Source organism: Amphritea sp. HPY (genome assembly GCF_050870985.1).
Lineage (GTDB): Bacteria > Pseudomonadota > Gammaproteobacteria > Pseudomonadales > Balneatricaceae > Amphritea.
Genome location: NZ_CP194015.1, coordinates 4,133,981 through 4,155,741, shown reverse-complemented (window position 1 = coordinate 4,155,741; position 21,761 = coordinate 4,133,981). Strand labels below are relative to the sequence as shown.

At 51.6% G+C, this 21,761-nt stretch carries 14 protein-coding genes, 1 tRNA gene and 1 pseudogene; 8 read left to right on the top strand and 8 right to left on the bottom strand.

The window, feature by feature from the left end:
• The 3 genes from ACQUQM_RS18470 to ACQUQM_RS18460 all read left to right on the top strand — a co-directional run bounded on the left by ACQUQM_RS18470 (position 1) and on the right by ACQUQM_RS18460 (position 4,330).
• The gene (locus tag ACQUQM_RS18470) at positions 1 to 2,523 is read left to right on the top strand and encodes a PAS domain S-box protein (protein ID WP_432471338.1); all 2,523 of its coding nucleotides are present in this window, start codon (positions 1 to 3) and stop codon (positions 2,521 to 2,523) included.
• Positions 2,520 to 3,884: a sigma-54-dependent transcriptional regulator gene (locus ACQUQM_RS18465; protein ID WP_432471337.1), complete on the top strand. Its 1,365-nt coding sequence runs from the start codon at positions 2,520 to 2,522 to the stop codon at positions 3,882 to 3,884. The genes ACQUQM_RS18470 and ACQUQM_RS18465 overlap by 4 nt, the downstream gene beginning before the upstream one ends.
• 167 nt (positions 3,885 to 4,051) lie before the next feature.
• Positions 4,052 to 4,330, top strand: coding sequence for a hypothetical protein (locus ACQUQM_RS18460; RefSeq protein ID WP_432471335.1), 279 nt, complete (start codon positions 4,052 to 4,054; stop codon positions 4,328 to 4,330).
• 94 nt (positions 4,331 to 4,424) lie between these two features.
• Here the strand turns inward: ACQUQM_RS18460 and ACQUQM_RS18455 are convergent, their stop codons facing one another.
• From ACQUQM_RS18455 to ACQUQM_RS18435, 5 genes are read right to left on the bottom strand one after another with little or no spacing between them, the layout of a single operon-like run.
• Complete coding sequence (locus ACQUQM_RS18455; protein ID WP_432471334.1) at positions 4,425 to 5,666, bottom strand: hypothetical protein; 1,242 nt, start codon at positions 5,664 to 5,666, stop codon at positions 4,425 to 4,427.
• Positions 5,629 to 6,336 (bottom strand): ABC transporter ATP-binding protein, encoded by a 708-nt coding sequence (locus tag ACQUQM_RS18450; RefSeq protein WP_432471333.1) that lies wholly within the window; start codon positions 6,334 to 6,336, stop codon positions 5,629 to 5,631. The genes ACQUQM_RS18455 and ACQUQM_RS18450 overlap by 38 nt, the downstream gene beginning before the upstream one ends.
• 37 nt (positions 6,337 to 6,373) lie before the next feature.
• The gene (locus tag ACQUQM_RS18445) at positions 6,374 to 7,717 is read right to left on the bottom strand and encodes an ABC transporter permease (protein ID WP_432471332.1); all 1,344 of its coding nucleotides are present in this window, start codon (positions 7,715 to 7,717) and stop codon (positions 6,374 to 6,376) included.
• Positions 7,714 to 9,051, bottom strand: a complete 1,338-nt coding sequence (locus tag ACQUQM_RS18440; RefSeq protein WP_432471331.1) for an ABC transporter permease — start codon at positions 9,049 to 9,051, stop codon at positions 7,714 to 7,716. Before ACQUQM_RS18440 ends, ACQUQM_RS18445 begins: the two co-directional genes overlap by 4 nt.
• 3 nt (positions 9,052 to 9,054) lie before the next feature.
• Positions 9,055 to 9,852, bottom strand: a complete 798-nt coding sequence (locus ACQUQM_RS18435) for an outer membrane lipoprotein-sorting protein (RefSeq protein ID WP_432471329.1) — start codon at positions 9,850 to 9,852, stop codon at positions 9,055 to 9,057.
• A gap of 202 nt (positions 9,853 to 10,054) precedes the next feature.
• Between ACQUQM_RS18435 and ACQUQM_RS18430 the strand changes: the two genes are divergently transcribed.
• Both ACQUQM_RS18430 and ACQUQM_RS18425 read left to right on the top strand, forming a co-directional pair.
• Positions 10,055 to 10,636, top strand: a complete 582-nt coding sequence (locus ACQUQM_RS18430; protein WP_432471328.1) for a LysE family translocator — start codon at positions 10,055 to 10,057, stop codon at positions 10,634 to 10,636.
• 12 nt (positions 10,637 to 10,648) lie between these two features.
• Complete coding sequence (locus ACQUQM_RS18425) at positions 10,649 to 11,467, top strand: AraC family transcriptional regulator (protein WP_432471326.1); 819 nt, start codon at positions 10,649 to 10,651, stop codon at positions 11,465 to 11,467.
• 86 nt (positions 11,468 to 11,553) lie between these two features.
• Here ACQUQM_RS18425 and ACQUQM_RS18420 read toward each other — a convergent pair whose 3' ends face one another.
• On the bottom strand, positions 11,554 to 12,222 hold the full coding sequence (locus tag ACQUQM_RS18420) for an outer membrane protein (protein ID WP_432471325.1): 669 nt from the start codon (positions 12,220 to 12,222) through the stop codon (positions 11,554 to 11,556).
• 267 nt (positions 12,223 to 12,489) lie between these two features.
• On the opposite strand from ACQUQM_RS18420, the pseudogene ACQUQM_RS18415 reads away from it, so the two are divergent.
• From ACQUQM_RS18415 to ACQUQM_RS18405, 3 genes and pseudogenes are all read left to right on the top strand, one after another.
• Positions 12,490 to 12,606 (top strand): annotated as a pseudogene (locus ACQUQM_RS18415) (IS5/IS1182 family transposase); the annotation flags it as partial.
• 182 nt (positions 12,607 to 12,788) lie between these two features.
• Positions 12,789 to 18,800, top strand: coding sequence for a transporter substrate-binding domain-containing protein (locus tag ACQUQM_RS18410; RefSeq protein ID WP_432471324.1), 6,012 nt, complete (start codon positions 12,789 to 12,791; stop codon positions 18,798 to 18,800).
• A gap of 5 nt (positions 18,801 to 18,805) precedes the next feature.
• The gene (locus tag ACQUQM_RS18405) at positions 18,806 to 19,843 is read left to right on the top strand and encodes a response regulator (RefSeq protein WP_432471323.1); all 1,038 of its coding nucleotides are present in this window, start codon (positions 18,806 to 18,808) and stop codon (positions 19,841 to 19,843) included.
• A 1,009-nt stretch (positions 19,844 to 20,852) separates the two neighbouring features.
• On the opposite strand, the gene ACQUQM_RS18400 is transcribed toward ACQUQM_RS18405, so the two are convergent.
• Together ACQUQM_RS18400 and pyrE are read right to left on the bottom strand one after the other, a co-directional pair.
• Positions 20,853 to 20,928: transfer RNA gene (locus tag ACQUQM_RS18400), tRNA-Phe, on the bottom strand.
• Between the two features lie 74 nt (positions 20,929 to 21,002).
• Complete coding sequence (pyrE, locus tag ACQUQM_RS18395; RefSeq protein WP_432471322.1) at positions 21,003 to 21,644, bottom strand: orotate phosphoribosyltransferase; 642 nt, start codon at positions 21,642 to 21,644, stop codon at positions 21,003 to 21,005.
• Positions 21,645 to 21,761 lie beyond the last annotated feature (117 nt).

Genomic DNA, 21,761 nt, shown 5'->3' with positions numbered 1-21,761 from the left:
ATGACCTATAACAAAACTGATACCCCCCGGCTCAGGCAATATCTGCCCGACGCATTTAAGACTCTCTTGCCGGGGATCGCAGTGCTGTGCCTGCTGCTGGCGGCGCACTATAAAATCACCCTGGACCAGGAATCAGACCTGATTTTGCAGAAAGCGCAGGCCACCACTGAGCTGACCCATCAGATGATGGATACCCGGCTACGTGAGATGACCTCTGATGCCCATATTCTGGCGGATCATGTCAGTAGTGTCGGTCTGGAATCGCCTCTGGCCCGCGATCTGACCGGTTATTTCCTGCGCTTTGCCAGTCACAAGCCCGCGTATGCTCAACTGCGTTATATCGATGCCAGTGGCCGGGAAGTGGTGCGGATCAATAATGTGGGTGGGTTGGTCGCTGTACCCCCGGGCCGGTTGCAGAATAAATCGGGACGTTACTATTTTCAGCAGGGAATGACTCTGAATTCCGGTGAGGTGTATATCTCGCCGTTCGATCTTAATGTTGAGCAAGGCAGAGTCGAGGAAAATAATCCTACGTTGCGGGTCGCGGCGGCGGTACGTCAGGGCAACAAGGTTCGGGGTATTGTCGTACTGAACCTGAATGGAGCAGAATTGTTTGAACAGGTCTGGGGTAATGCTGCTATTGCGGCCGATGCCATCGCTTTGCTCAGCAGTAATGGTTTCAGCCTGATTCGCCCCCAGGCGGAGACTAACCGGGTGACCTTCAGTAACACTAATCCGCTGGCTGAAAAGTCACCGGACTTGTGGCAGAAAATAAATCAGACCCCGCTGGGGCAGATTCTATTCAAGAACAGCTTTTTTTCATTCTCCTCGCTGGATGTGGATCAGGCGATAGGGAACAATCAGTGGAAGATCTTTACCATTCTCAATGAGGGTGCGTTACGGCAGGTGAATATGCAGTTTGCCTATACCAATCTGCCACTCTACGGCCTGATCGCATTGATGATAATAGGGATTTCGATTCTGCATGCCCGGCATCAATACCGGCACCAGCAGGTACAGGAGCATAATGCTTACGAGCGCAGCTTCCGCCACCTGCTGGAAGAGATCGAACTGGCGGCAGTGTCACTGGACCGGGATGGTCGCATCCGCTTTTGTAACGACCATTTCCTGGCACTTACCGGTTATCAGCGTAGCGAAGTTGATGGTCAGAACTGGCTGCAGATGTTTATTCCCAAGCAGTATCAACTGGGGGACAGTAAACAGATCAACGAGACCTTTTCCGGGCAGCGTGTGGCTGCGCCCTACCAGGGGAATATTCTGACCCGTGAGCAGGCTAGCCTGACACTGGCCTGGACCTGTACCCTGCAGCAAAACAGTGACGGCTTCGTGGAGCAGATATCGCTGGTGGGCGAAGATATTACCGCGCGATTAGAGGCCGAACAAGAGATTCGCCTGCTGACTCAGGCGGTGGAGCAGAGCGCAAATACGGTGATGATGACCAATACGCAGGGTGGTATTACCTACGTTAATCCTGCATTTTGTAATCTGACAGGCTATCGTCCCGAGGAAGTGCTGGGAAGAAATCCTAGCTTTCTTAAATCCGGCTATACCAGTGATGACCAGTATCTGGAACTGTGGCAACTGCTGCGCAAGGGGGAAATCTGGCAGGGAGAATTCCATAATCGTAAGAAAAGCGGTGAGTTATTCTGGGAGAGCGTAGTGATCTCTCCCGTACGGGATAGTCAGGGTAAAACCCTGGCTTATATCGCCGTAAAGCAGGATGTCACCGAAGAGAAGCGCTTACAGGTTGAGCTGGAGCAGGAAACCAAGGAACGGGTCCGTAATGAACAGCTGGCCGCAGTAGGGCGGATGGCCAATATGGTAGCCCATGACCTGCGTAACCCTCTGAGCTCGATCAAAGTGGGGCTGCAGATGACCAGCCGTAAACCTGATCTGGATAGCGGCAGCCGCGAACTGTGTCAGATATCATTAGATCAGATCCGCCATATGGAAGGTATTCTGGAAGATATGCTGACCTACGCCCGGCCCGATGAGTTGCGTCAGGAATGGTTATCGATCAATAAACTGTTGGAGCAGGTGGTCATGGGCCAGCTACGGCTGATTCAGGATCGCAATGTGTTTATCGATCAGGATTTTGATAATAACCTGCCACGGATCTATGCTGATCCGGTGAAATTACGTCAGGCGATCCAGAACCTGGTGGTTAATGCGATTCAGGCGGCTGAAGCCAACGAGAGCCAGATCGCCAGGGTGGCGCTGAAAACCCGGCTGCTGTTCAGCGATCAGGGGCACAAACTAGAGATCGCTATCAGCAATAATGGCAGCACTATCGATCCCTGTATCTGCGACAAAGTGTTTGAACCGTTTTTCACCACTAAGGCAAAAGGCACCGGTTTGGGACTGGCAATTGTGCAACGGATTATTCAACAGCATACCGGGCAGGTTCGACTGGAACCGATGGCTGAAAGCGGTACCCGGGCGGTAGTACTATTACCTGCAGAGATCATTGCTGAGGTTGTTAAGGAAGAGATGCAAGCATGAGTACGATACTGATCGTTGATGATGACAACGCTATCTGCCGAACACTGGAGATGCACTTTCAGAGTCAGGCTCACGGGGTACAGATTCGTCACTCAGTAGAAGAGGCGCTGGAACACCTTAGTGGCGACAATCCGGACGTGATGATCCTGGATATCCGTATGGCCGGAATGAGTGGTCTGGAAGGCTTACCACTGTTTAAGCAACAGCTGCCAGACCTGCGAATCATCATGATTACCGCTTTCCATGACATGAGCAGCACCATCGAAGCGATGCAGAAGGGTGCTGATGAATATATTCATAAGCCACTGGATCTGGATGAGATCGATCAGGCTGTGGCTAACGCCTTGCAATACCAGCAACAGCAGTCGGATAGCGGTATCGATATCCCGCTGGATACCGGCTATGGCGAATACAACCTGGTGGGCTCCAGCAGTGCCATGCGGGAAATTTTTAAAACCATTGGCCGGGTTGCAGATACTACAGCTTCGGTGCTGATTACCGGCGAAAGTGGTACCGGTAAAGAGATGGTGGCGCGGGCGATACACAACGCCAGTGACCGGCGTAACGGCGCTTTTGTCGCAATTAACTGTGCTGCGCTGGTGGATAGCCTGCTGGAGTCCGAAATGTTCGGCCATAAGCGGGGATCTTTTACCGGTGCGGTTAAAGATCAGCTTGGTAAATTTGAGCTGGCCAGTGATGGCACCCTGTTTCTCGATGAAGTGGGGGAGTTGTCGCCATCAATTCAGGCCAAACTGCTGCGGGTGCTGCAAGAGCGTCAGTTTACACCGGTTGGCGCTGGTCAGCCGCAACACACCAATGCGCGGATTATCGCCGCGACCAATGTTAATCTGGAGCAGGCGATGGCAAAAGGCGCATTCAGGGAAGACCTGTTCTACCGCCTGCAGATCGTCAATATGCACCTGCCGCCTTTGCGGGAGCGTAAATCTGATCTGGTAGAGCTGGTACAAACCCTGATGAGCGGGATCAATAAAGATCTCGGTCGGAGGGTGAATACTATTTCGCTGGAAGCGATGGGCTGTATCAATACCTACCACTGGCCGGGTAATGTGCGGGAGCTGCAAAACCTGCTCACCAAGGCGGTAGCGCTGTGCAAGGGTGATGTCCTTACTCAGGACCTGTTGCCTGTGCATCTGAGTGAAGGTGTGGAACTCGCAGTACCCGCTGCAGCAGAAGAGACTGCCAGCCTCAGTCTGCAGGATATGGAGCGCTATCACGTTGAACAAGTTCTCGAACGTACCAGCTGGCACCGTGGTAAAGCCTGCGAAATACTTGGGGTGTCGCGGCCAAGATTGCAGCGGATGATTGCGAATTATGAATTAACTGAACCCGGCGAAGCGTAGCTTCGCAGTGGCTAGAACGTCGCTGCTCGACTCGCCAGACCGCCGAACAGGTTCGGCTAGCTAGTATCTAGAAAAAGCCAGACAACCCCAAAGTTTCTAAACTATTCAAATGTAGCAGAAAGAGATATAACACTAGTCCTATCTATTTCAGCTGAATGGTATATCTAATGCTTGATGTCCGAGTCTGTTCCTCGTGTTTATCCAAACGCGCTGACGGTTTTAGCCGGGTCAGCGAGAAAATCTGGCAGTCATGTGTCGATTATCTGCAGGATCAGAATCGTGGAATACTTGTCGAGCAGGACGGTGTAATACAAGCGTTTGCAGATCGAACCGCTGAACATCTACTGCTGAGCAATGAGGATGGTTTCAACGTCGAAGATGCATTGCTGCAAGAGGTTATTCGAGCCGGTTTTAGCAGTTACCGCATAGCGACTCTAACAAACTAAAAAGGCCTGCCCGTTTTTTCTAGCGAGTCGCGCAGCGACGTTCTAGCGACTTCCTGCTTTTTACTGCGTTAGTGAAATACCCACAGCAACCAACTCAAAAATACACTCGCCACCGAACAACAGCCCCTGTTGGGATGTGTCCGAACTCAGACTGGACCTTCTGTTGTCCGTTAAGCCCTTCACCGCTGGTGGTGAGCAGTGACAGCAGTAGTACCGAGTCATTACTCAGTGAGTAGCTCAGGTTAAGTTGCTGCAGGGTTGAGTATTGGTGCTGGCTTTCATTGTCGTTGAGGGGACTAACCAGCAGGGTATAACTGCCACGAAGCAGTGGCGTTAGGTCTTTGCTAAGGGATAGCCCCAGTACCCGTTTACCGAAATAGGGTTGTATGCCTGCATTGATCAGTTCAGTGGTTTGTACTGTCGCCAGGCCGGCTTCGGTGCTACTGCCCAGATCATTGTGATACCACTCGGCGGTGGCGAGAATGCCATTTTCAAACTGGTAATCAGCACCCGCGATCCAGAATATTCCGGCGTCTTCTCTATTATCCAGATCGTAATGGATGCCTTCGATGCGCCAGCCGATGCCGGCCCAGTCGCTTTCTAATGCTGCGCCCAGAAGGTTGTTGCCCAGTACCTGCCCGGCCAACAGGGATAGTTCGGCGCGGTCGCCAATCAGACCACGGTAATAAGCGGCGGCGCTATCTTTACTCGTGTTGTCATCTGCAGGGCCAGGGATATAAGCGGCAGTCAGTGAGGCGAAAGCGGAGGGATACCATTGTAGAGTTGCAGCATCGATGCCCTGTTTATAATCGGTATCCAGGTCGGTGGGTGCGAATGCGCCGAATACGTTCAGGGGTTGCCAGAAGCGGCCGCTGCCCCACTCGATGGCTTGCCGTCCCAGACTCAGCGTGGTCTGCTCCGAGCGCCAGCGGTATACCGCCTGGTCGAATTCATAGACGAGCCGGGTATAGCTGTCATCAGGTGTTTCGTTGAGGAACTCGCCTGCCAGAGAATGGAGGCGGAATTGCTGCGGGGCTGTAGGTGCAGCAGTGCTGAGACCGTTAAAGTGCTGCCGCAGGGTTTTCAGGTGCAGCGACCATTCGGTGCTATCGCTATAGTCATCCAGCATCAGACGCAGGCTTTGCTGATCAGCGGTGGTGCGGTGTGCATCGCCGATATCCCCCTGTTCCGGCCAGGCGACATTGCCTAGTATTGAGACGCGCCCAGTCAGGTCTGCGGCGCTCAGGCCCGTCAACGGAGTAAGGATCAGCACCATTGTGGACGTCAGCAGGGAAAAACTAAACTGGTGCGGCATGGGGTTGATCAATCTGTTCATCTTCAACAATTGTTCCGTCATGCAGGGTGATGATCCTTTCGGCACGGGCCATGACTCTGGGGTCATGGGTGGAGAAGATAAAGGTGGTTTGTTCTTCGTGGCTGAGGCGGTGCATGATATCTAGCAGGGCGGTGGCGTTCTCCGAATCGAGGTTGGCGGTAGGTTCATCTGCCAGTACCAGACGGGGTCCTGCGGCGAGCGCCCGGGCCACTGCAACCCGTTGCTGCTGACCGCCACTGAGGGCGGCGGGGCGGCGATCCATCATCTGTTGCAGCCCGACTAATTCCAGATAATGTCTGGCCCGCTGCCGTCGTTCAGCGGCAGGGCGCCCCTGCAGTACCATGATCAGCTCAACATTCTCCAGTGCGCTTAATACCGGCACCAGATTATATGCCTGAAAAATAAAACCGAGTTGGAACAGGCGAAAACTGGATAGCTCGGAATCTTTGAGCAAACCGATATCGGTACCGTTCAGCAGAGTACTGCCCTCGGTCGGAGCATCTAAGCCACCGATAATATTCAGCAGGGTGGTCTTACCTGACCCGGAGGGGCCGACCAGCGCGGCAAACTCGCCCTTATCGACCTGCAGATTTATATCGCGCAGGGCAGCGACGTCGATCTCTCCTTGCCGGTAGTGTTTAGTTACGCCCTGCAGTGTTAGTAGCGCCATAGGCTCGCTCCGTTGCTCTTGTTGCTGCAGTGTATGCTCATGTCCGAAGTGCCTCTACCGGGGTGATTCTGGCCGCTTTAATAGCCGGATAGATACCGCTGCACAGAGTCGCGCTAAAGATGATTATGCTCAGCTGTAATACCCGATGCCATGACAGCTCGGTAAATACTACCGGGTCCATAAAAGTGCCCATTATTGCGGTGCCTTTTCCTTCCCCCATCAGAGCCGAAAAATCGATGCCATGCAGTGAAAACCAGAGATGCGCGCCACCCCCGACCAGCCAGCCTGCGATCAGTGCCAGCAGGCTTAATAAGATCGATTCACAGATAACCAATAGCAGCAGATGATGGCGACTCAGCCCCAGCGCCCGTAGCAGACCAAACTCACGGGTCCGCTCCAACACGCTCATCAGCACCGTGTTGACGATACCGAATATCACCATGATCAGTATCAACAATAGAAAGATATAGTTACCGGCGTCGTCGATGACGATGAATTGCACCAGTTGCGGCATCATCTGTTGCCAGCTAAGTACCGCAACCTGATCGTTGTCGATCACCGCGTTGAGCTTCGCCTGCCAAAGATCTGTGCGGTCGGGATCATCCAGGAAAATTGCAAAACGGGTTACCGGCTGGCGTTTCACATCAGCACCTTCGCCGCTCAGGAAGTAACGGGAAAACTCTATATCGGAGAGAATCAGGAAGTTATCCACCTCCTCCATTTGGGCCGCAAAAATGCCCCGTACCCGGCCCAGCTGTGCCTGGGAATCGCCGCCCTGTGTGCCGGCCATTAAAACCACTTTACTGCCGATTCTGGCTTTCAGTTTTCGGGCCATTCCGCTACCGATTATGATGCCGCGTTGGTCTCCTGGGTTAAGCCAGTGGCCCTCGATCAGCCGGGGTCTGAGCATGGCGACTCGCTGATCGGTTGTCGGATTCATACCTTCCAGAGCTGCGCCGGTGGAATTATTCGCCGTGCTGGCCAATACCTGTAGTGAGATTCGGGGCTCATAACGCCCTGCAATAGTGAGTTCTTCAAGCGTGTTTGCCAGCAGTTGTCCGTCGACCAGATATTTATAATTAGCCGGTGCTTCGATGTAATGCCGGGGTTGAATCGTGAGATGCCCTTCGCCCAGTTTTATTGCGTTGCGCACCATTGAGTTGTGGCTGCCGTCGCCTAAGCCGATAGACAGCACTGCCAGACCGAAGCCGACCGCGATTGAGCTGAGTGTGATCAGGGTTCGCTTGCGATGGCGCCACAGATTGCGCCAGGCAAGTCGCATCATTACAGCAATCGGGAAGTGGCTGGCTTGCTGCTGGTCGGATTGTGGATGACCGGTTTGTTGATAGCCTGACTGTTTATCGTCGTTTTGTCGGTTCACCGCATCACCTCCACCGGCTTGAGCCGGACGATACTCCAGCATGGGATTAACGAGGTGATCAGCGAAACCGCGATCATTAGCAGGCAGGCGCTGACTATATGACTTGGTTCAAGATAAATATCCATTACCGGCTCGAAGACCATACCGGCCCAGTCGTAACCGTCCGGCATGGTCTGGCTGAAATCGATCCCGCGGGGTTCTAAATAGCGGGTGATTGCCAAACCGGCGAGGCTACCGAACAATGCTGAAATCAGCGCCAGCAGTAGCGTTTCGAACAACACCATAAGGAGCAACAGGCGGCGTTTCATACCGATCGCCAGCAGAATACCGAATTCGTGACTGCGTTCATGGATCGCCATGAGCATAGTGTTGAGAATACCCATGGAGGCCAGGCCGATAATAATCAGGCCGATGAGAAGCATCATCGATTGGCTCAACTCCAGCATATCAGCCACCATCGGTGTCAGCTGGCGCCAGTTGCGAACTCTGGTATTGCCCCCCAGTTGATCCAGTGGCTGATCTGCTTGCAAGCTCTGCAGTGCTGTATTGAGCTTTTTTTGCACGCTCTCAAGCTGGTTTATATCGGTAAGTTTAATCACCAGCTCATGAAAACCGTTTTCCAGATACATCAGTTGCTGATAGGCCTCGACAGACATCAGCACGCCGGACCGGTCAAAGTTTGGCTCTAGCGGCTTAAGTATTGCGGCAACACGGAACAGGGCGTTACCGATACTGCCATCGGCAGCCTGGGTGACCAGAATCAGTTCACTGCCGGGGCTCAGGTTCATATTACGGGCTAACTTAGCCCCGATGATCAGGTTATAACGGCTAAGGCCGGGGGCCTCTGTCGTAGCGGTATCTGGGTCGGCAATGCCAAGTTCTGCTTTGCCCTCGCGAATATGTTTCAGCATGCTGGTGACTAACACTTCCCGCTGCGGATCGACCGCCCTGATCATCACGCCTGTAGATGTTTGTGCTGAACTGGCGAGAGCAGATGAATAAAGCCGCGGGGTGATACTGAGTTGAGGGAATTGCTGTTCCAGCGTCGTCAGGTAGCTTGAAGGCAACGTGGCGTAGAGATCCTGATCAGCGGCAAAAGCCTGGCGGTGAATCTGAATATGACCGGTTGATATCTCGGTGGCATGGCGCACCATCTGGCGCATCATTCCCTCCAGCAGGGCCGAATAAAGCACCATCATCACTAAGCCTCCGACCAGCGCTGAGATGGTCAGGGCACTGCGAACCGGGTTACGCCATATATTGCGCCAGGCCATAAAGAATATGATCGGAATGCTTTGCCGGGCAGGGGCAGGGGCTGGAGGCTGGCTTATCATAGGCTAGCGCCGGCGTTGCAGGTTTTGTAAAGAGAAGAAGGATTCCTCCAGAGGGACTCCGAAGGCGATATCGTTATACACAATCACCGTCGATTCATCGGGTTTTTGCTGTAGCGTCAGGCTTAATCGCATCGGCACTATGCGTTCCCCTATCTCGCGGGGCTGGTCGAAGCGCAAGGTGCGGATCAGGATATTATCTTCGTCGTAATAGAGTGCCCTGACAGGCACCAGGCTGGTTTGCTCAAGCTGCATAATAACTTTACCCCAGACCACGGCAGCATCCTCTTTTGGGAGTGAGGTGATCTCGTACATTAGGGTGTCTTCCCTGAGCCCTTCAAAGGTTATCTCAGAGCGGTAATCGTCTTCGAAAGTACTCTCTTTGATCAGGTCATCATTGGTGAAGTGGCTGCCCATCCAGGAACCGGACATCATGCTTGAGGGGATCTTGGTAACCCGGTTTATTTTCGGCAGGTAGTTCCAGATATTCGCTTCGACTTTGAGGGTGGCGATATCCCGGTCTTTAACCGGCTGGCGGATAACCACCAGAGAGTAATCTTTACCCCGGGACCAGGCTTCCATGGTCATAGTGCGCTCATAGCGTAAGGTCTTGACCTGCATAGTCATGCTGGCCTGGGATGTTTCGCCGCGCCATAACCTGTCGATGTGGCGAATCAGTTCATCTACTTCAATAGCTGCTGCCGGAATCGGTTGCAGTGTTAGTAATAAAAATACTAAACCGATCAGGTTGCGATTAATGCGTCTGAACTGGTCGTAGATTCTGCTGGCCAGATGCCCTGCCATAGGAGTATCCCTTTACCTGATTAACTCTTCAGTATCAGCTATTCAGTGTAGCACCGGGTCACTGTGCCGAGGCTATGATGCTGCGCAAAATAAGGAGGCTTTGACGGAGCGCAATATTGTTCAATAACTGACTGAGAACTGCGTTTATATTAACGAGTCTTTGTATCTCAGTGGGAGCTGTGTTTTGTCGGTGTTTATTTCTATGTTTATATTTGCGCTGATCGGCGCAATCTCTCCCGGACCGGTTAATATTATTGCCACGGGGGCAGGGGCGAACTTCGGTTTTATGCGGGCCTTGCCCCATGTATTGGGGGCGACTGTCGCCTATACCCTGATTGTTTTTCTGGTGGGGGTCGGTCTGAATGAAGTGTTGGAAGCTTACCCCCAGATAACCGCAACCCTGCAGTATCTGGGCGGTGCTTTCCTGCTGTATATGTCCTATAAAATAGCGACGGCTAAGCCGCTAAGTGATGACACTACGACTGAGAAAAGCCCTCCCAGTATGCTGGAAGGCGCGCTGGCTCAGGGACTGAACCCTAAAGCCTGGCTGGTTTCGATGTCGGGTGTCAGTCTGTTTGTGGTGGCCAATTCTCCCGCTACACTGTACCTGTTGGTGTTCTGCCTGATCTCTTTTGTGGTTTGTTTTGTTGGCGTCGGAAGCTGGGCCGCAATCGGCCATCTGATTCGTAAACTGCTGGCCAATGCACGCTATCAGGTAGCTTTCAATATTGTGATGGGCTTGCTACTGAGCAGTACTGTGCTTACAATTTTTGTTAATCAATAGGGGAGAGCACAGGTGACCAGAGATCAGACACTCTTTTTAAAAAGAAGTGAGGCGCTGCCGTTTGTCGAGCTGCGCCGTGCTGATCGTTCCAGTGCCTGTTATCACACCCACTCTCACGATGAATTTTCTTTTGGCGTAATCGATGCAGGACAGGCGGATTATCTCAACCTGAACCGGCGAAACCTTGTCAGTAGCGGTACTACAGTCACCATTAACCCCGGCGATGCGCATTCCTGTAACCCCGAAGCAGGCAGCTGGTCATACCGAATGCTGTTTGTTGATACCGCCTGGATCGGTCAGCTGCAACAAGAGATGCTGAATACTCATGGCCTGGATTATCTGCCATTCCACGATCTGTTTGAGAATGATCCTGCAACCTACCGGGCTTTTGATTCGCTGTTTGAAAGCTTGCTGGCAGAAACTAATCCCTTGCAGGCAGAGAGTCTGTTGATTCAATTTCTTGAAGAGCGTTTTATGCCTGGTTTTTGTCGGGCGAAAGATGCGCAAACCCCCGATAGCTATCGGGTTCAACGGGTGAAAGAGATGATCATGGACCGGCTTGAAGCGAACCTCTCTCTCGACGAATTCTCAGAACAATCAGGATTGAGCCGCTACCATCTGATCCGTAGTTTTAAAGCGAAATACGGCCAGTCTCCCCACGCCTTTCAGTTGGATCAACGGATCAAAAAAGCAAAATTCCTGCTGCAGCAGGGTAACAGCCTGGTGGATACTGCAAGCCTGCTGGGTTTCGCCGATCAGAGCCACTTCCAGCGTAACTTCAAGAAGCGCCTGGCAGTCACACCAAAGCAGTACCAGGCTTTTTTTGTATGAGCTGTTTTGTTGTAGGTTATGATGACTAAAGAGCAACGTCGATTGCTTGTAAAGCAGGCAATCGACGCTGGCACTAATACTGTTATTCAGAAGGAATAGCTGATCGCAATTTTCATGTTGTCGTAGTCCAGTTCATTTGGATTAATTTTTCCGGGAACGGCGACCTCTGGCAGTGGTGTGAAATCGACATCATTAATCCGGGTATATTCGCCTTTCACAGACCAGTTCTTATCCAACGCAAATTCAAAACCGGCGCCCAATGCCAAATCGACCTCACTTGTACTGCCGTTACGCATTGGCGGAGCGAAGGGGTAGCTGTTATGCAGGTCGATATCCAATGCGGTAGCGCCCACGATGCCATATAACGAAAACTTGTCGGTGACATCAAAGCCGGCTTTTACATTGATGCCGTAAGTTGAATTCAGGTCAACTATGGTTTGCAGCATGTTGTTGATATTGGTCGTGCTGGTGTTTTCATCGGTGTAGAACAGCTCCGCTGCAACAAAAGTATCGCTGCCCAGGTGGTGCTTGTAACCCTGGTGCAGGCCCAGACCCGCATCGGTTTCTTCAGCAAAGCTGGTTATGCTCGGGTTGGAAGCATCCCCGGTATTGCGCTCTATGCTATGGGACAGCGTTGAGCTTTGAAGATGCCCGCCAATATATAATCCATCATTTGCCAATGCAGATGTGCTCAGGCCAGTTGCGGCCAGCGCGACGACCATACTGATGCCAAAACGTCTTTTGATATTGTTCATGCTGTAAATTCCATTTTTGCATGCCTATTACTATTCGATCGATGATCCGGATCGCAACGAGACATAGTGTTGTTAGGGGGAGATTAGTCAGTCCATATCGACTTGTTGCAGTGTAAGGGTTTGTTTATAAAGAGATATCACGAGAGCTTAATAAAAGTATCAAGAAACTATCACAGCAATTTTGGGCGCGCTGCTGCTGACGATTGTCGTCGCTTGAGGTTGTTCGATTTTTCTGGCAACTAGCTGATTTCGCAGCGGTGGTCTGGCTCCACCAGGAACAAGGCGGGTGAGCGTGATCCAGAGATGCACCAGATGAAGAAGGCCAACCTCTGGCATTTCGGCATGAAAATTCACATTGGCGTCGATGCTAGAACAGTACTGTTACCAGTAGACAGGCTGAGTCGTGTCTGAGATCTGCAGCATCCATTTCCATCGGGGGAAGTTAACGCTATTAGCTATACTATCCTCACGAACCTGAAAACAAGCCTCCAGCAGCTGGGTCGTCTTCTCGTCAGTTTAGAGGCTCTGTACTTGTTCGCAGACCCCATTCAATCGTGGGCAGCCATATGTATAGGCAACCAATTCAACATTTTTGGCTGCTACTGCTATCGTTATTGCTGTTAGCGCTAGCGTGGCCAGCCTTAGCTGATACTCCGGCAGCATCATCCCCGGAGAAAATAACCCTGCAGCTCAAATGGGAGCATCAGTTTCAGTTTGCCGGGTACTACGCGGCTATGGAAAAGGGCTTTTATGCCGAGGAAGGGTTGAGCGTCAATATAGTGCCTGGCGGCCCTGGTATCGACGTGGCCAGTGTCGTGGCCTCTGGCGAAGCCGATTTTGGCGTGCTGGCCTCAGAGGTCATACTCGAGAGACTCAAAGGCAAGCCTTTCGTGCTTCTGGCGGTGATATTTCATCGCTCGCAGCAAGCCTTAATGATTGATGCCAAAAGAGACATCGTCTCTCCCGCTGACCTTGTTGGCGAACCTATCATGCTCAACGCACCGCAAAGCGCCGAATTTATGGCGATGTTTGCCCGTGAAGGCATTGCCCCACAAAGCCTGAATATTCAGTCCAAGGACAAGACGGCAATGGATAAGCTGATTACCGGAGACATTGTGGCAATGAATGGCAGCATTGCTAATCAGCCTTATACATTTCGCCAGCGAGGCACGCCGGTTCGTCTGCTTCAGGCTATCGACTATGGGGTGAACTTTATCGGTGACTCCCTGTTTACCTCAGAGCAGTTTTTAACCAACAAACCAGAACAGGTAGCTGCTTTCCGGCGGGCAACCCTGCGTGGCTGGGAATATTCTTTAGAGCATATCGATGAGACCATCGATATGATTCTTGAAAAGTATGCCCCCGGAAAAATTCGAGACCATCTCAAATACGAGGCCGCCATTATCCAGGCACTGATCCTGTTGGATCTGGTAGAGCTTGGTCGTGTCAGCCCCAGAATCGTCCAGAATATCGCGAATACCTACGCCGATCTTCAATTGGCTCCTGCTAATCATGACAGAATTCTGGAGGGTTTTATCTATCGTCCTCCTGCCGCTGATCCCATTCGGCGGTCACTGTCTCCTATAAAGTCGGCATCAGATTTTGACTATTTTCCCTTGTCTGGTGCAAATAAGTCTGGAGAGGCGGATGGGTTTTCTGTTGAGCTCTTAAGGGCGAGCCTTAATGCGGTAGGTCTGGCGGTTGAGTTTGATGTCGTCCCTTGGGCAGAGATCAAACAGGAGCTGGCCAGAGGCACCATAGATGTGCTGCCATCGGTTGGAAGAACGCCGGAGAGAGAGGCTGAATTTGATTTTAGTGTCCCTTATTTATTCAGCAATGGAATGGTCTTCGTGAGAGCAGGGGATAATCGAATCAGGACATTAGATGATCTTGCCGAAATGCAGGTGATGGTGAAAAAAGCAGATAGCTCAGAAGAATTTATCAGGCGGGAACAGATCTCAACACGCGTCATAATCATCGATACTTTCGAGCAAGCCTTCAGGCTCCTTTCTGAGGGAAAGTATGATGCAATCATTACTCCGGAGCTTGTTGGCAAGCATATGCTAAAGAAATTCAGCACTACCAATGTTGTTCCGGCGCTAACGATCGACAAATATAAACACTATTTTACCTTTGCCGTAAAAGAGGGAAATGACGAGTTACTCGCATTGCTTAATGAGGGCCTGTCGGAAGTCATTAATGATGGAACTTATAATAAGCTACGTAAGAAATGGATCGATGATCCAACGTTTGAACTAACCGAGAATGAACAGAGAATTAATTTATCTGCAGAAGAACAAGCCTGGCTTGATGAAAAACATACTGTTCGTGTGCGTGTTACTCAGTATCCTCCTTATATGTTCGTTGTTCCGCAGATACAAGGTATATCAATGGACTATCTGCGCCTTTTTGGTGAGCATCTCGGCATATCGATTGAATTCCTCCCCAGCGAAATGCCCTTTCTCGAGTCTGTCCATGATATTGCAACAGCCCGCCGCTTTTACGATCTGCATCCCACCATGATGCGGACTCCCGAGCGACTTCAGCGCTTCGCTATGACTGATCATTATTTTTCTTCTCCGTGGGTCATCATTTCACGCACGGAAGTGAAAAACATTAAAACAATGGACGACCTTAAGGGCCGAGTGGTAGGGGTTGAGCGTGGCTATGTCATGCATGATCTTTTAGTAAAGAAGTATCCGGAAATACAGCTTGAAATCTATGAATCAAAGATGGAGGCAATGCTGGCTGTGGCAACACAGAAGGTAGATGCCTATATTGGCAGTTATGCTTTATCCACCTATGAAATTAATAATAAAGGATTGATAAATTTACAGGTCATAGGGAGTGCGTCATTAGGGGATCACCAGCAGGCCTTGGGTATACGCAAAGATTGGGCGCCGCTGGCCTCGATCTTTAATAAATGGTTAGTGTCTTTGAAAGAAGAAGAGCAAGCAGTAATTCAACGTAAGTGGAGTCTTACCTTTGATAAAGATAAGCCCGAAGTCCCTCTGACCCCTGAGGAGCGAGCCTGGCTTAAGGAACACCCGGTGATCCAGGCATGGACCAATTCACAGCGGGCTCCGGTCTCATTCATTGACGCGAATAATGAATTTCGTGGTATTTCCATAGATTACCTTGCCAGGTTGTCTGAGCTTCTTGGGGTTGATTTTGAGATCTTTCGCTCCGATGACAGGGAGCAGTTGACGCAACAGTTCATGAGCGGCGAACTGGACATGTTCACTGCCCTTGCCCACACGCCGGGGCGGGAAGAGCACCTCTCTTTTTCCCGTCCTTACTTCTCCAGTGCAGCGGTAATCTTCACCCGGGAGGAGGTCGGGTATATCGGTGATATTGGGGAGTTGGAGGGGAGAAAGGTCGTGGTGGTGGCCGATTATGCAATTATAGAGCAGCTTGAAAGAGATCATCCATCCATTGAGCTGATCGAAGCTCCTAGTTTGCCGGAGGCTCTGCAACAATTGCAGCGGGGGGAAGTCTTTGCCTATGTTGGGAGCATTCTCACTACCAGCCATTCTCTGCGTGAACTGGGTTTTCATAAGAGTATCAAAGTTTCGGGCGAAACCCCCTACCGTGTAGAACTCTCGATGGCGGTCCGGAAAGACTGGCCTCTATTTGCCGGCATCCTTCAGAAGGGGATTGATGCCATTGATGAGGCCGAACGCAATGCCATTACCCGCAAGTGGGTCACGGTCACCTTTGAGCTCGAATTTGATTATGATTTGCTCTGGCAAGTCCTGGCAGGTGCGTCGTTATTGATTGCCCTCGTCATATTCTGGAACCGGAGCCTGAGAAGAGAGGTTCAGGAACGCCTGAAGGTCGAAGATGGGCTGAAGAAGGCTCATCAGGCCCTCGGTGAAAGCGAAGGAAAATTCAGGGCTATCTTCGAACAGGCTGCGGTGGGAGTCGGGTTACTCGAGACAGCGAGTGGCCGGTTCCTCCGGGTCAATCAGAAATATTGCGATATCCTGGGCTGCTCCCCGGAGGAGTTACTGGCTATGAAGGTTCAGGACATCACCCACGCCGAAGACCTTCCAGCCGATGTCGAAAACATGGAACGGCTCAAAAGCGGAAAGGTCCGTTCATATACTGTGGATAAGCGATACCTACGCAAGGACGGTTCCTTTTTCTGGGTGACCCTCAGTGTTTCTCCATTGTGGAAAGAGGGAGAATCCCCCGATTTCTACATGGCCGTGGTCGTGGATATCTCCAAGCGCAAACAGGCGGAACAGGATTTGCACGGGGCTAAGGAGTCTGCTGAGGCAGCTAACCAGGCCAAAAGTGCCTTTTTGGCCAACATGAGCCATGAGATCCGTACACCGATGAATGGCATTATCGGGATGAGTCATTTGGCATTGAAAACGGAGCTGACAGCCAAACAATACGAATACATCAGTAATGTTCAAACCTCTTCCAAGGCGCTGCTGGGTATCGTTAACGATATTCTGGATTTTTCCAAGATCGAGGCGGGCAAACTCGATATGGAGTCCACCAATTTTCAATTGGAGGAAGTGTTAGGTAATCTTGCCAACGTGGTTGGCGCCAGAGCCGAGGAAAAGGGATTGGAGCTGCTGTTCGATCTCGATGCTCAAGTGCCGACTGCTTTAGTTGGCGACCCCTTGCGTCTGGGGCAGGTTCTCATCAATCTGGTCAATAATGCGCTTAAATTCACCGAAACAGGACAGATCCTGGTGGCTGTCTCTACGCTTCACGCGGATGAAACGACTGCAATTCTGCAGTTCTCGGTAGAAGATTCCGGCATCGGCCTTTCCGAGGACGTACGGGATAATCTGTTTGAGGCATTTTTCCAGGCGGATACCTCGACGACCCGAAAATATGGTGGCACAGGCCTGGGCCTGACGATTTCGAAAAAGCTCTGTGAATTGATGGGTGGCCAGATCCGGGTCGAGAGCACCCTGGGTGAGGGCTCCAGCTTTATCTTTTCCGCCAGATTTGGCCGCCATCAGGCAGAGGGCATACCACTGATACCGGAACCGGACCTGCGCGGCCTGCACGCCCTGATAGTGGATGACAACAAAACCTCCCGCGAGGTTATGGAAAAGATGCTCGAGTCCATGACCTTTGAGGTCGCGCAAGTTGACTCCGGTGATGCAGCGATCGCCGAGGTTGCCAGGGCAGATAATCTCGGCGTTCCCTATGAGGTTATCTTATTGGACTTGAAGATGCCCGGCCTGGATGGCCTGGCCACGTCCCGGCAAATCAGGTCCTTGTCGCTGTCCCAGGACCCCAAAATTATCCTGGCGACCGCCCATAGTCAGGACGAGCGGATGCGGCACGTAGAATATGCCGAAATAGAAGCCAGGCTGGTCAAGCCGGTCGGGCGGTCGATACTGTTCGATACATTGATGCAGGTATTCGGAAGACCAAACGTCACTGTCCGTCCCCATCGGATCGATCGGAGCGACGCGATTGATGCATTAAAGAGAATTCATGGGGCTGTTATCTTGTTGGTGGAGGATAACAAAATTAACCAACAGGTCGCCCTTGAACTCCTTGAAAATGCGGGCCTTGAGGTGGATATAGCCAGCAATGGCCGTGAAGCATTAGCGATGGTGAAAGATCGCGCCTACGAAGCCATCCTGATGGATATCCAGATGCCGGAGATGGGAGGGATCGAAGCCACAAAAGCGATCCGCAGCCTTGACTCAGTCAATCAACAGGTGCCGATCATTGCCATGACCGCCCATGCCATGGCCGGTGATCGGGAGAAATCTATCGACGCCGGGATGAACGACCATATCACCAAACCGATCGATCCCGACAACCTGTTTGCAGCACTGATACGTTGGATCGAGTTGGCTAAAACAGCAAAGCTGGAACGTTCGGTGAGAGAGAGCCCAGACCCTATTCAGCAGGAGGAAGCCCCGAACGATATTCCAATGCCGGCCGAGGTGGGTGAGCAGGTCAACAATTTGCCATCGGATATCCCGGGTGTCGATGTCAAAGTGGCACTCCGACGGGTGATGGGGAACAAAGCACTTTATCAGAGCCTGCTGCTGGATTTTGTGCAGGATAATAGGCGCTTTTCGGACCAGGTTTCGCAGGCCCTTGATGCGGGTGACTTTAAAACGGCTGAATTGCTGGCCCATACCCTGAGGGGCGTAGCGGGCCAGATCGGGGCGACTGGGGTGGAGGAAAAGGCGCAGACGCTTGAATCTGCTATCCGTAAGCAAACCGGCACCGCGTCCACGCTGTTGCTTGATACCTCGAGCGCTTTGCAGGCGGTATCTGAGGCGATCCAGGCGGCACTACCGACCGAACCGGAAGAGCGCTCAGTGACGTTAGCCGCCGCAGAGGTGGATGTTGTGGCTCTCGAAGCCCGACTGCATGCATTGGGAAAACTGTTGGCGATTAACGATATGGGGGCAGAGCCCGCCTTTACTGAGATCAGGGATCAGCTCCTGGCCTTGGACGCCACAGCCGGAGGGCAGCCGATCCGGCAATTGGAATCGCTGATCGAATCCTATAATTATAAGCAAGCCAGTGAGCTGCTTGGCGACATAGCGCAACAACTTGGTTTGAAACTTATGAAGGAGTGAGGTTAATGTCTGACAGCAAACAACGTATTCTGATTGTCGATGATGCTCCGACAAATATCAGAATTCTCGCAGACCTGCTACAGGACGATTACCACATCAGCGCGGCCACTAATGGTCCTGATGCCCTGGAACAGGCGCTTTCTATCGGCAAGCCGGATCTGATTCTTCTCGATGTGGAGATGCCGGAGATGGACGGTTACGAAGTGTGCCGGCGGTTGAAGGCCAATGAAAGAACCAAATATATTCCGGTATTGTTCGTCACGGCCAGGAATCAAATTGAAGATGAACGCAAAGGGTTTGATCAGGGAGGGGAGGATTATATTACCAAGCCGATCCACCCGGCCATTGTCCGCGCCCGGGTGCGTAACCATATGAACCTCCATCTCCACCAGGAACATCTGGAGGCGTTGGTACAGAAGCGCACAGAACAGGTTAGAAAAGGTTATATCGACACCATCGAGCGATTGGTGATGGCGTCGGAATATAAGGACGAGAATACCGGATCTCACATCAGGCGGATAAGCTATTACACCAAGGAGTTGGCACAGCAGTTGGGTATGGGGGCTCAGTTTTGTGACACCATTTTCTATTCATCCCCCATGCATGACATCGGCAAGGTGGCTATTCCCGATGCGGTGTTGCTTAAGCAGGGCCCCCTTGATAAAGATGAATGGCGCATCATGAAGGCTCATACCGAAATCGGCCAAAAGTTACTGCAGGGGTCCGACTCGCCTTTACTACAAATGGCGGCAGACATTGCCGGTGGCCACCACGAACGCTGGGATGGCGGAGGATACCCCGGTGGATTGAAAGGGGAAGCGATCCCCCTCCCTGCCCGGATTATGTGTATCGCAGATCAATACGATGCCCTGCGGAGTACACGACCGTACAAGCCCGCGTTTAACCATGAACAGACACTGTCAATTATCACCAAGGGCGATGACCGAACCAAGCCCGATCATTTTGACCCTCAGGTGCTGACCGCGTTCAAGCGATGTACTGGCGTATTCAGCGATATTTTCGATACTCACTACGATAAATAGGATTAGCGTCCGATGTTCAGCTACTCGGTTTTAGCCGATTCGGTATATGAGTTTAAGTTGGTGACAATCAAGTCAGCTGTAACTTTATCAAGACGAATGCTCAGTGTTGTAGATATCTTGCGGCAAGATCGAAACTCGTTATTCGAGCACTTTCTTTCTCTACCTACACTCGTTAGTTGAGGCTAAAAAGCCCACCTGCAGTGCGGCTTAAATGTGCGCTTTCCTGTCGAAGAGGGACTTAATTCAAGTGATCGTCGGCGGTTGTAAAGAACGACAAGCAAACCTTCTCCAGATGTCCCCTTTCAGAAATCGAAGATTCACAGTCAGCCCTGATATTAGCCGAATCTAAATGTCGGCTATGTCGATAAACCGGCTGTTAGGTTCCACAGAGCAAAAAAGTACTGCGGGTTATCGCAAGGCTTTAAAGTAGTAGTGTCCGGAGGCTGAATGTAAAACTAGTCGAACCAATGACTGGGAAAGTTTTGCTTTTCCAGAGAGGTCATAAAGAATTTCAATTCTCCAGATACAACAAAGCCCCACTACGAAAGCGAGGCTTTTGACGTTGCTACCCGGAGGCATGAGGATATGAACATCAGGACTAGCTAAAAAGGTTTTTGGCTTTTTCTAGAAACTAGCTAGCCGCGCAGCGGCGGTCTAGCCACTTTTCCAGAGGTGCTTAAGAAATTTCGACCCTCAGAAACGACAAAACCCCGCAACAAGGCGAGGTTTTTGAAGTTGGTGCCCGGAGGCCTGAAGTTGTAACCAGTCGAACCACCGACTCGGAAAGTTTTGATTTTTCTAGCAACTAGCTAGCCGCGAAGCGGCGGTCTAGCCACTTTTCCAGAGAGGTGGTTAAAAATCCTATCCTCCAGAAACAACAAAGCCCCACTACGAGAGCGAGGCTTTTGAAGTTGGTGCCCGGAGGCCTGAAGTTGTAACCAGTCGAACCACCGACTAGGTAATCTTCAGATACAAAAAAGCCCTGTTCGAAAACAAGGCTTTAAAGTAGTGGTGCCCGGAGGCGGAATCGAACCACCGACACGAGGATTTTCAATCCTCTGCTCTACCGACTGAGCTATCCGGGCAACGGGCGCTATTAAACACGCATGATGTTAAAAAATCAACAGAATTACGGGTTTAGGCGCTATTTTTTTAACGATCAGATACCGTACTGGGTGCGGTAAGCAGAAATCGCAGCGATCTGGGCGTCCATACCGCCTTTTTCGGTCAGGTAGGTCAGCACATCGTTGAGGGATACGATGCTGGCCACCGGCATGTTGTAGTCGCGCTCAACTTCCTGGATTGCGGACAATTCGCCTTTACCTTTTTCCTGACGGTTCAGCGCGATAACAGTACCGGCTGGGGTAGCACCAGCCTGATCGATAATGGTCATCACTTCGCGGATTGCAGTACCGGCTGTGATTACGTCATCGATAATCAGCACGTTACCTTCAAGTGGTGCGCCTACCAGATTGCCGCCTTCACCGTGGGTCTTGGCTTCTTTACGGTTGAATACGTAAGGTACATCTTTATCGAATTCGGTGGCCAGGGCGATACAAGTTGCTGCAGCCAGTGGAATGCCTTTGTAAGCCGGGCCGAGGATAACATCGTATGCGATACCGGACTCTTCGATTGCCGCCGCGTAGCAGCGACCCAGGCGGGCCAGGGCTTCGCCGCTGTTGAACAGGCCTGCATTGAAGAAGTAGGGGCTGGTGCGACCGGATTTCAGGGTGAACTCGCCGAATCGCAGCACCTCTTTGTCAATCGCGAACTCGATAAACTCTCTCTGGTAATCCTGCATTTTGGTCTCCGCATAGCTGTTCAAAAAGTGCGCGTATGATACAGGGTTTCGACGCTTCTCTCTATGCTGTCGTTGAGGGGAGGGTAAGGCCCAGATTGGGGTGTAAATAGATGCTCT

Excerpts from the sequence above, each read along its gene's own strand:
- ACQUQM_RS18470 (WP_432471338.1), top strand. The coding sequence starts at position 1 with ATGACCTATAACAAAACTGATACCCCCCGGCTCAGGCAATATCTGCCC.
- ACQUQM_RS18465 (WP_432471337.1), top strand. The coding sequence starts at position 2,520 with ATGAGTACGATACTGATCGTTGATGATGACAACGCTATCTGCCGAACA.
- ACQUQM_RS18460 (WP_432471335.1), top strand. The coding sequence starts at position 4,052 with ATGCTTGATGTCCGAGTCTGTTCCTCGTGTTTATCCAAACGCGCTGAC.
- ACQUQM_RS18455 (WP_432471334.1), bottom strand. The coding sequence starts at position 5,666 with ATGAACAGATTGATCAACCCCATGCCGCACCAGTTTAGTTTTTCCCTG.
- ACQUQM_RS18450 (WP_432471333.1), bottom strand. The coding sequence starts at position 6,336 with ATGGCGCTACTAACACTGCAGGGCGTAACTAAACACTACCGGCAAGGA.
- ACQUQM_RS18440 (WP_432471331.1), bottom strand. The coding sequence starts at position 9,051 with ATGATAAGCCAGCCTCCAGCCCCTGCCCCTGCCCGGCAAAGCATTCCG.
- ACQUQM_RS18435 (WP_432471329.1), bottom strand. The coding sequence starts at position 9,852 with ATGGCAGGGCATCTGGCCAGCAGAATCTACGACCAGTTCAGACGCATT.
- ACQUQM_RS18430 (WP_432471328.1), top strand. The coding sequence starts at position 10,055 with ATGTTTATATTTGCGCTGATCGGCGCAATCTCTCCCGGACCGGTTAAT.
- ACQUQM_RS18420 (WP_432471325.1), bottom strand. The coding sequence starts at position 12,222 with ATGAACAATATCAAAAGACGTTTTGGCATCAGTATGGTCGTCGCGCTG.
- ACQUQM_RS18410 (WP_432471324.1), top strand. The coding sequence starts at position 12,789 with ATGTATAGGCAACCAATTCAACATTTTTGGCTGCTACTGCTATCGTTA.
- ACQUQM_RS18405 (WP_432471323.1), top strand. The coding sequence starts at position 18,806 with ATGTCTGACAGCAAACAACGTATTCTGATTGTCGATGATGCTCCGACA.
- pyrE (WP_432471322.1), bottom strand. The coding sequence starts at position 21,644 with ATGCAGGATTACCAGAGAGAGTTTATCGAGTTCGCGATTGACAAAGAG.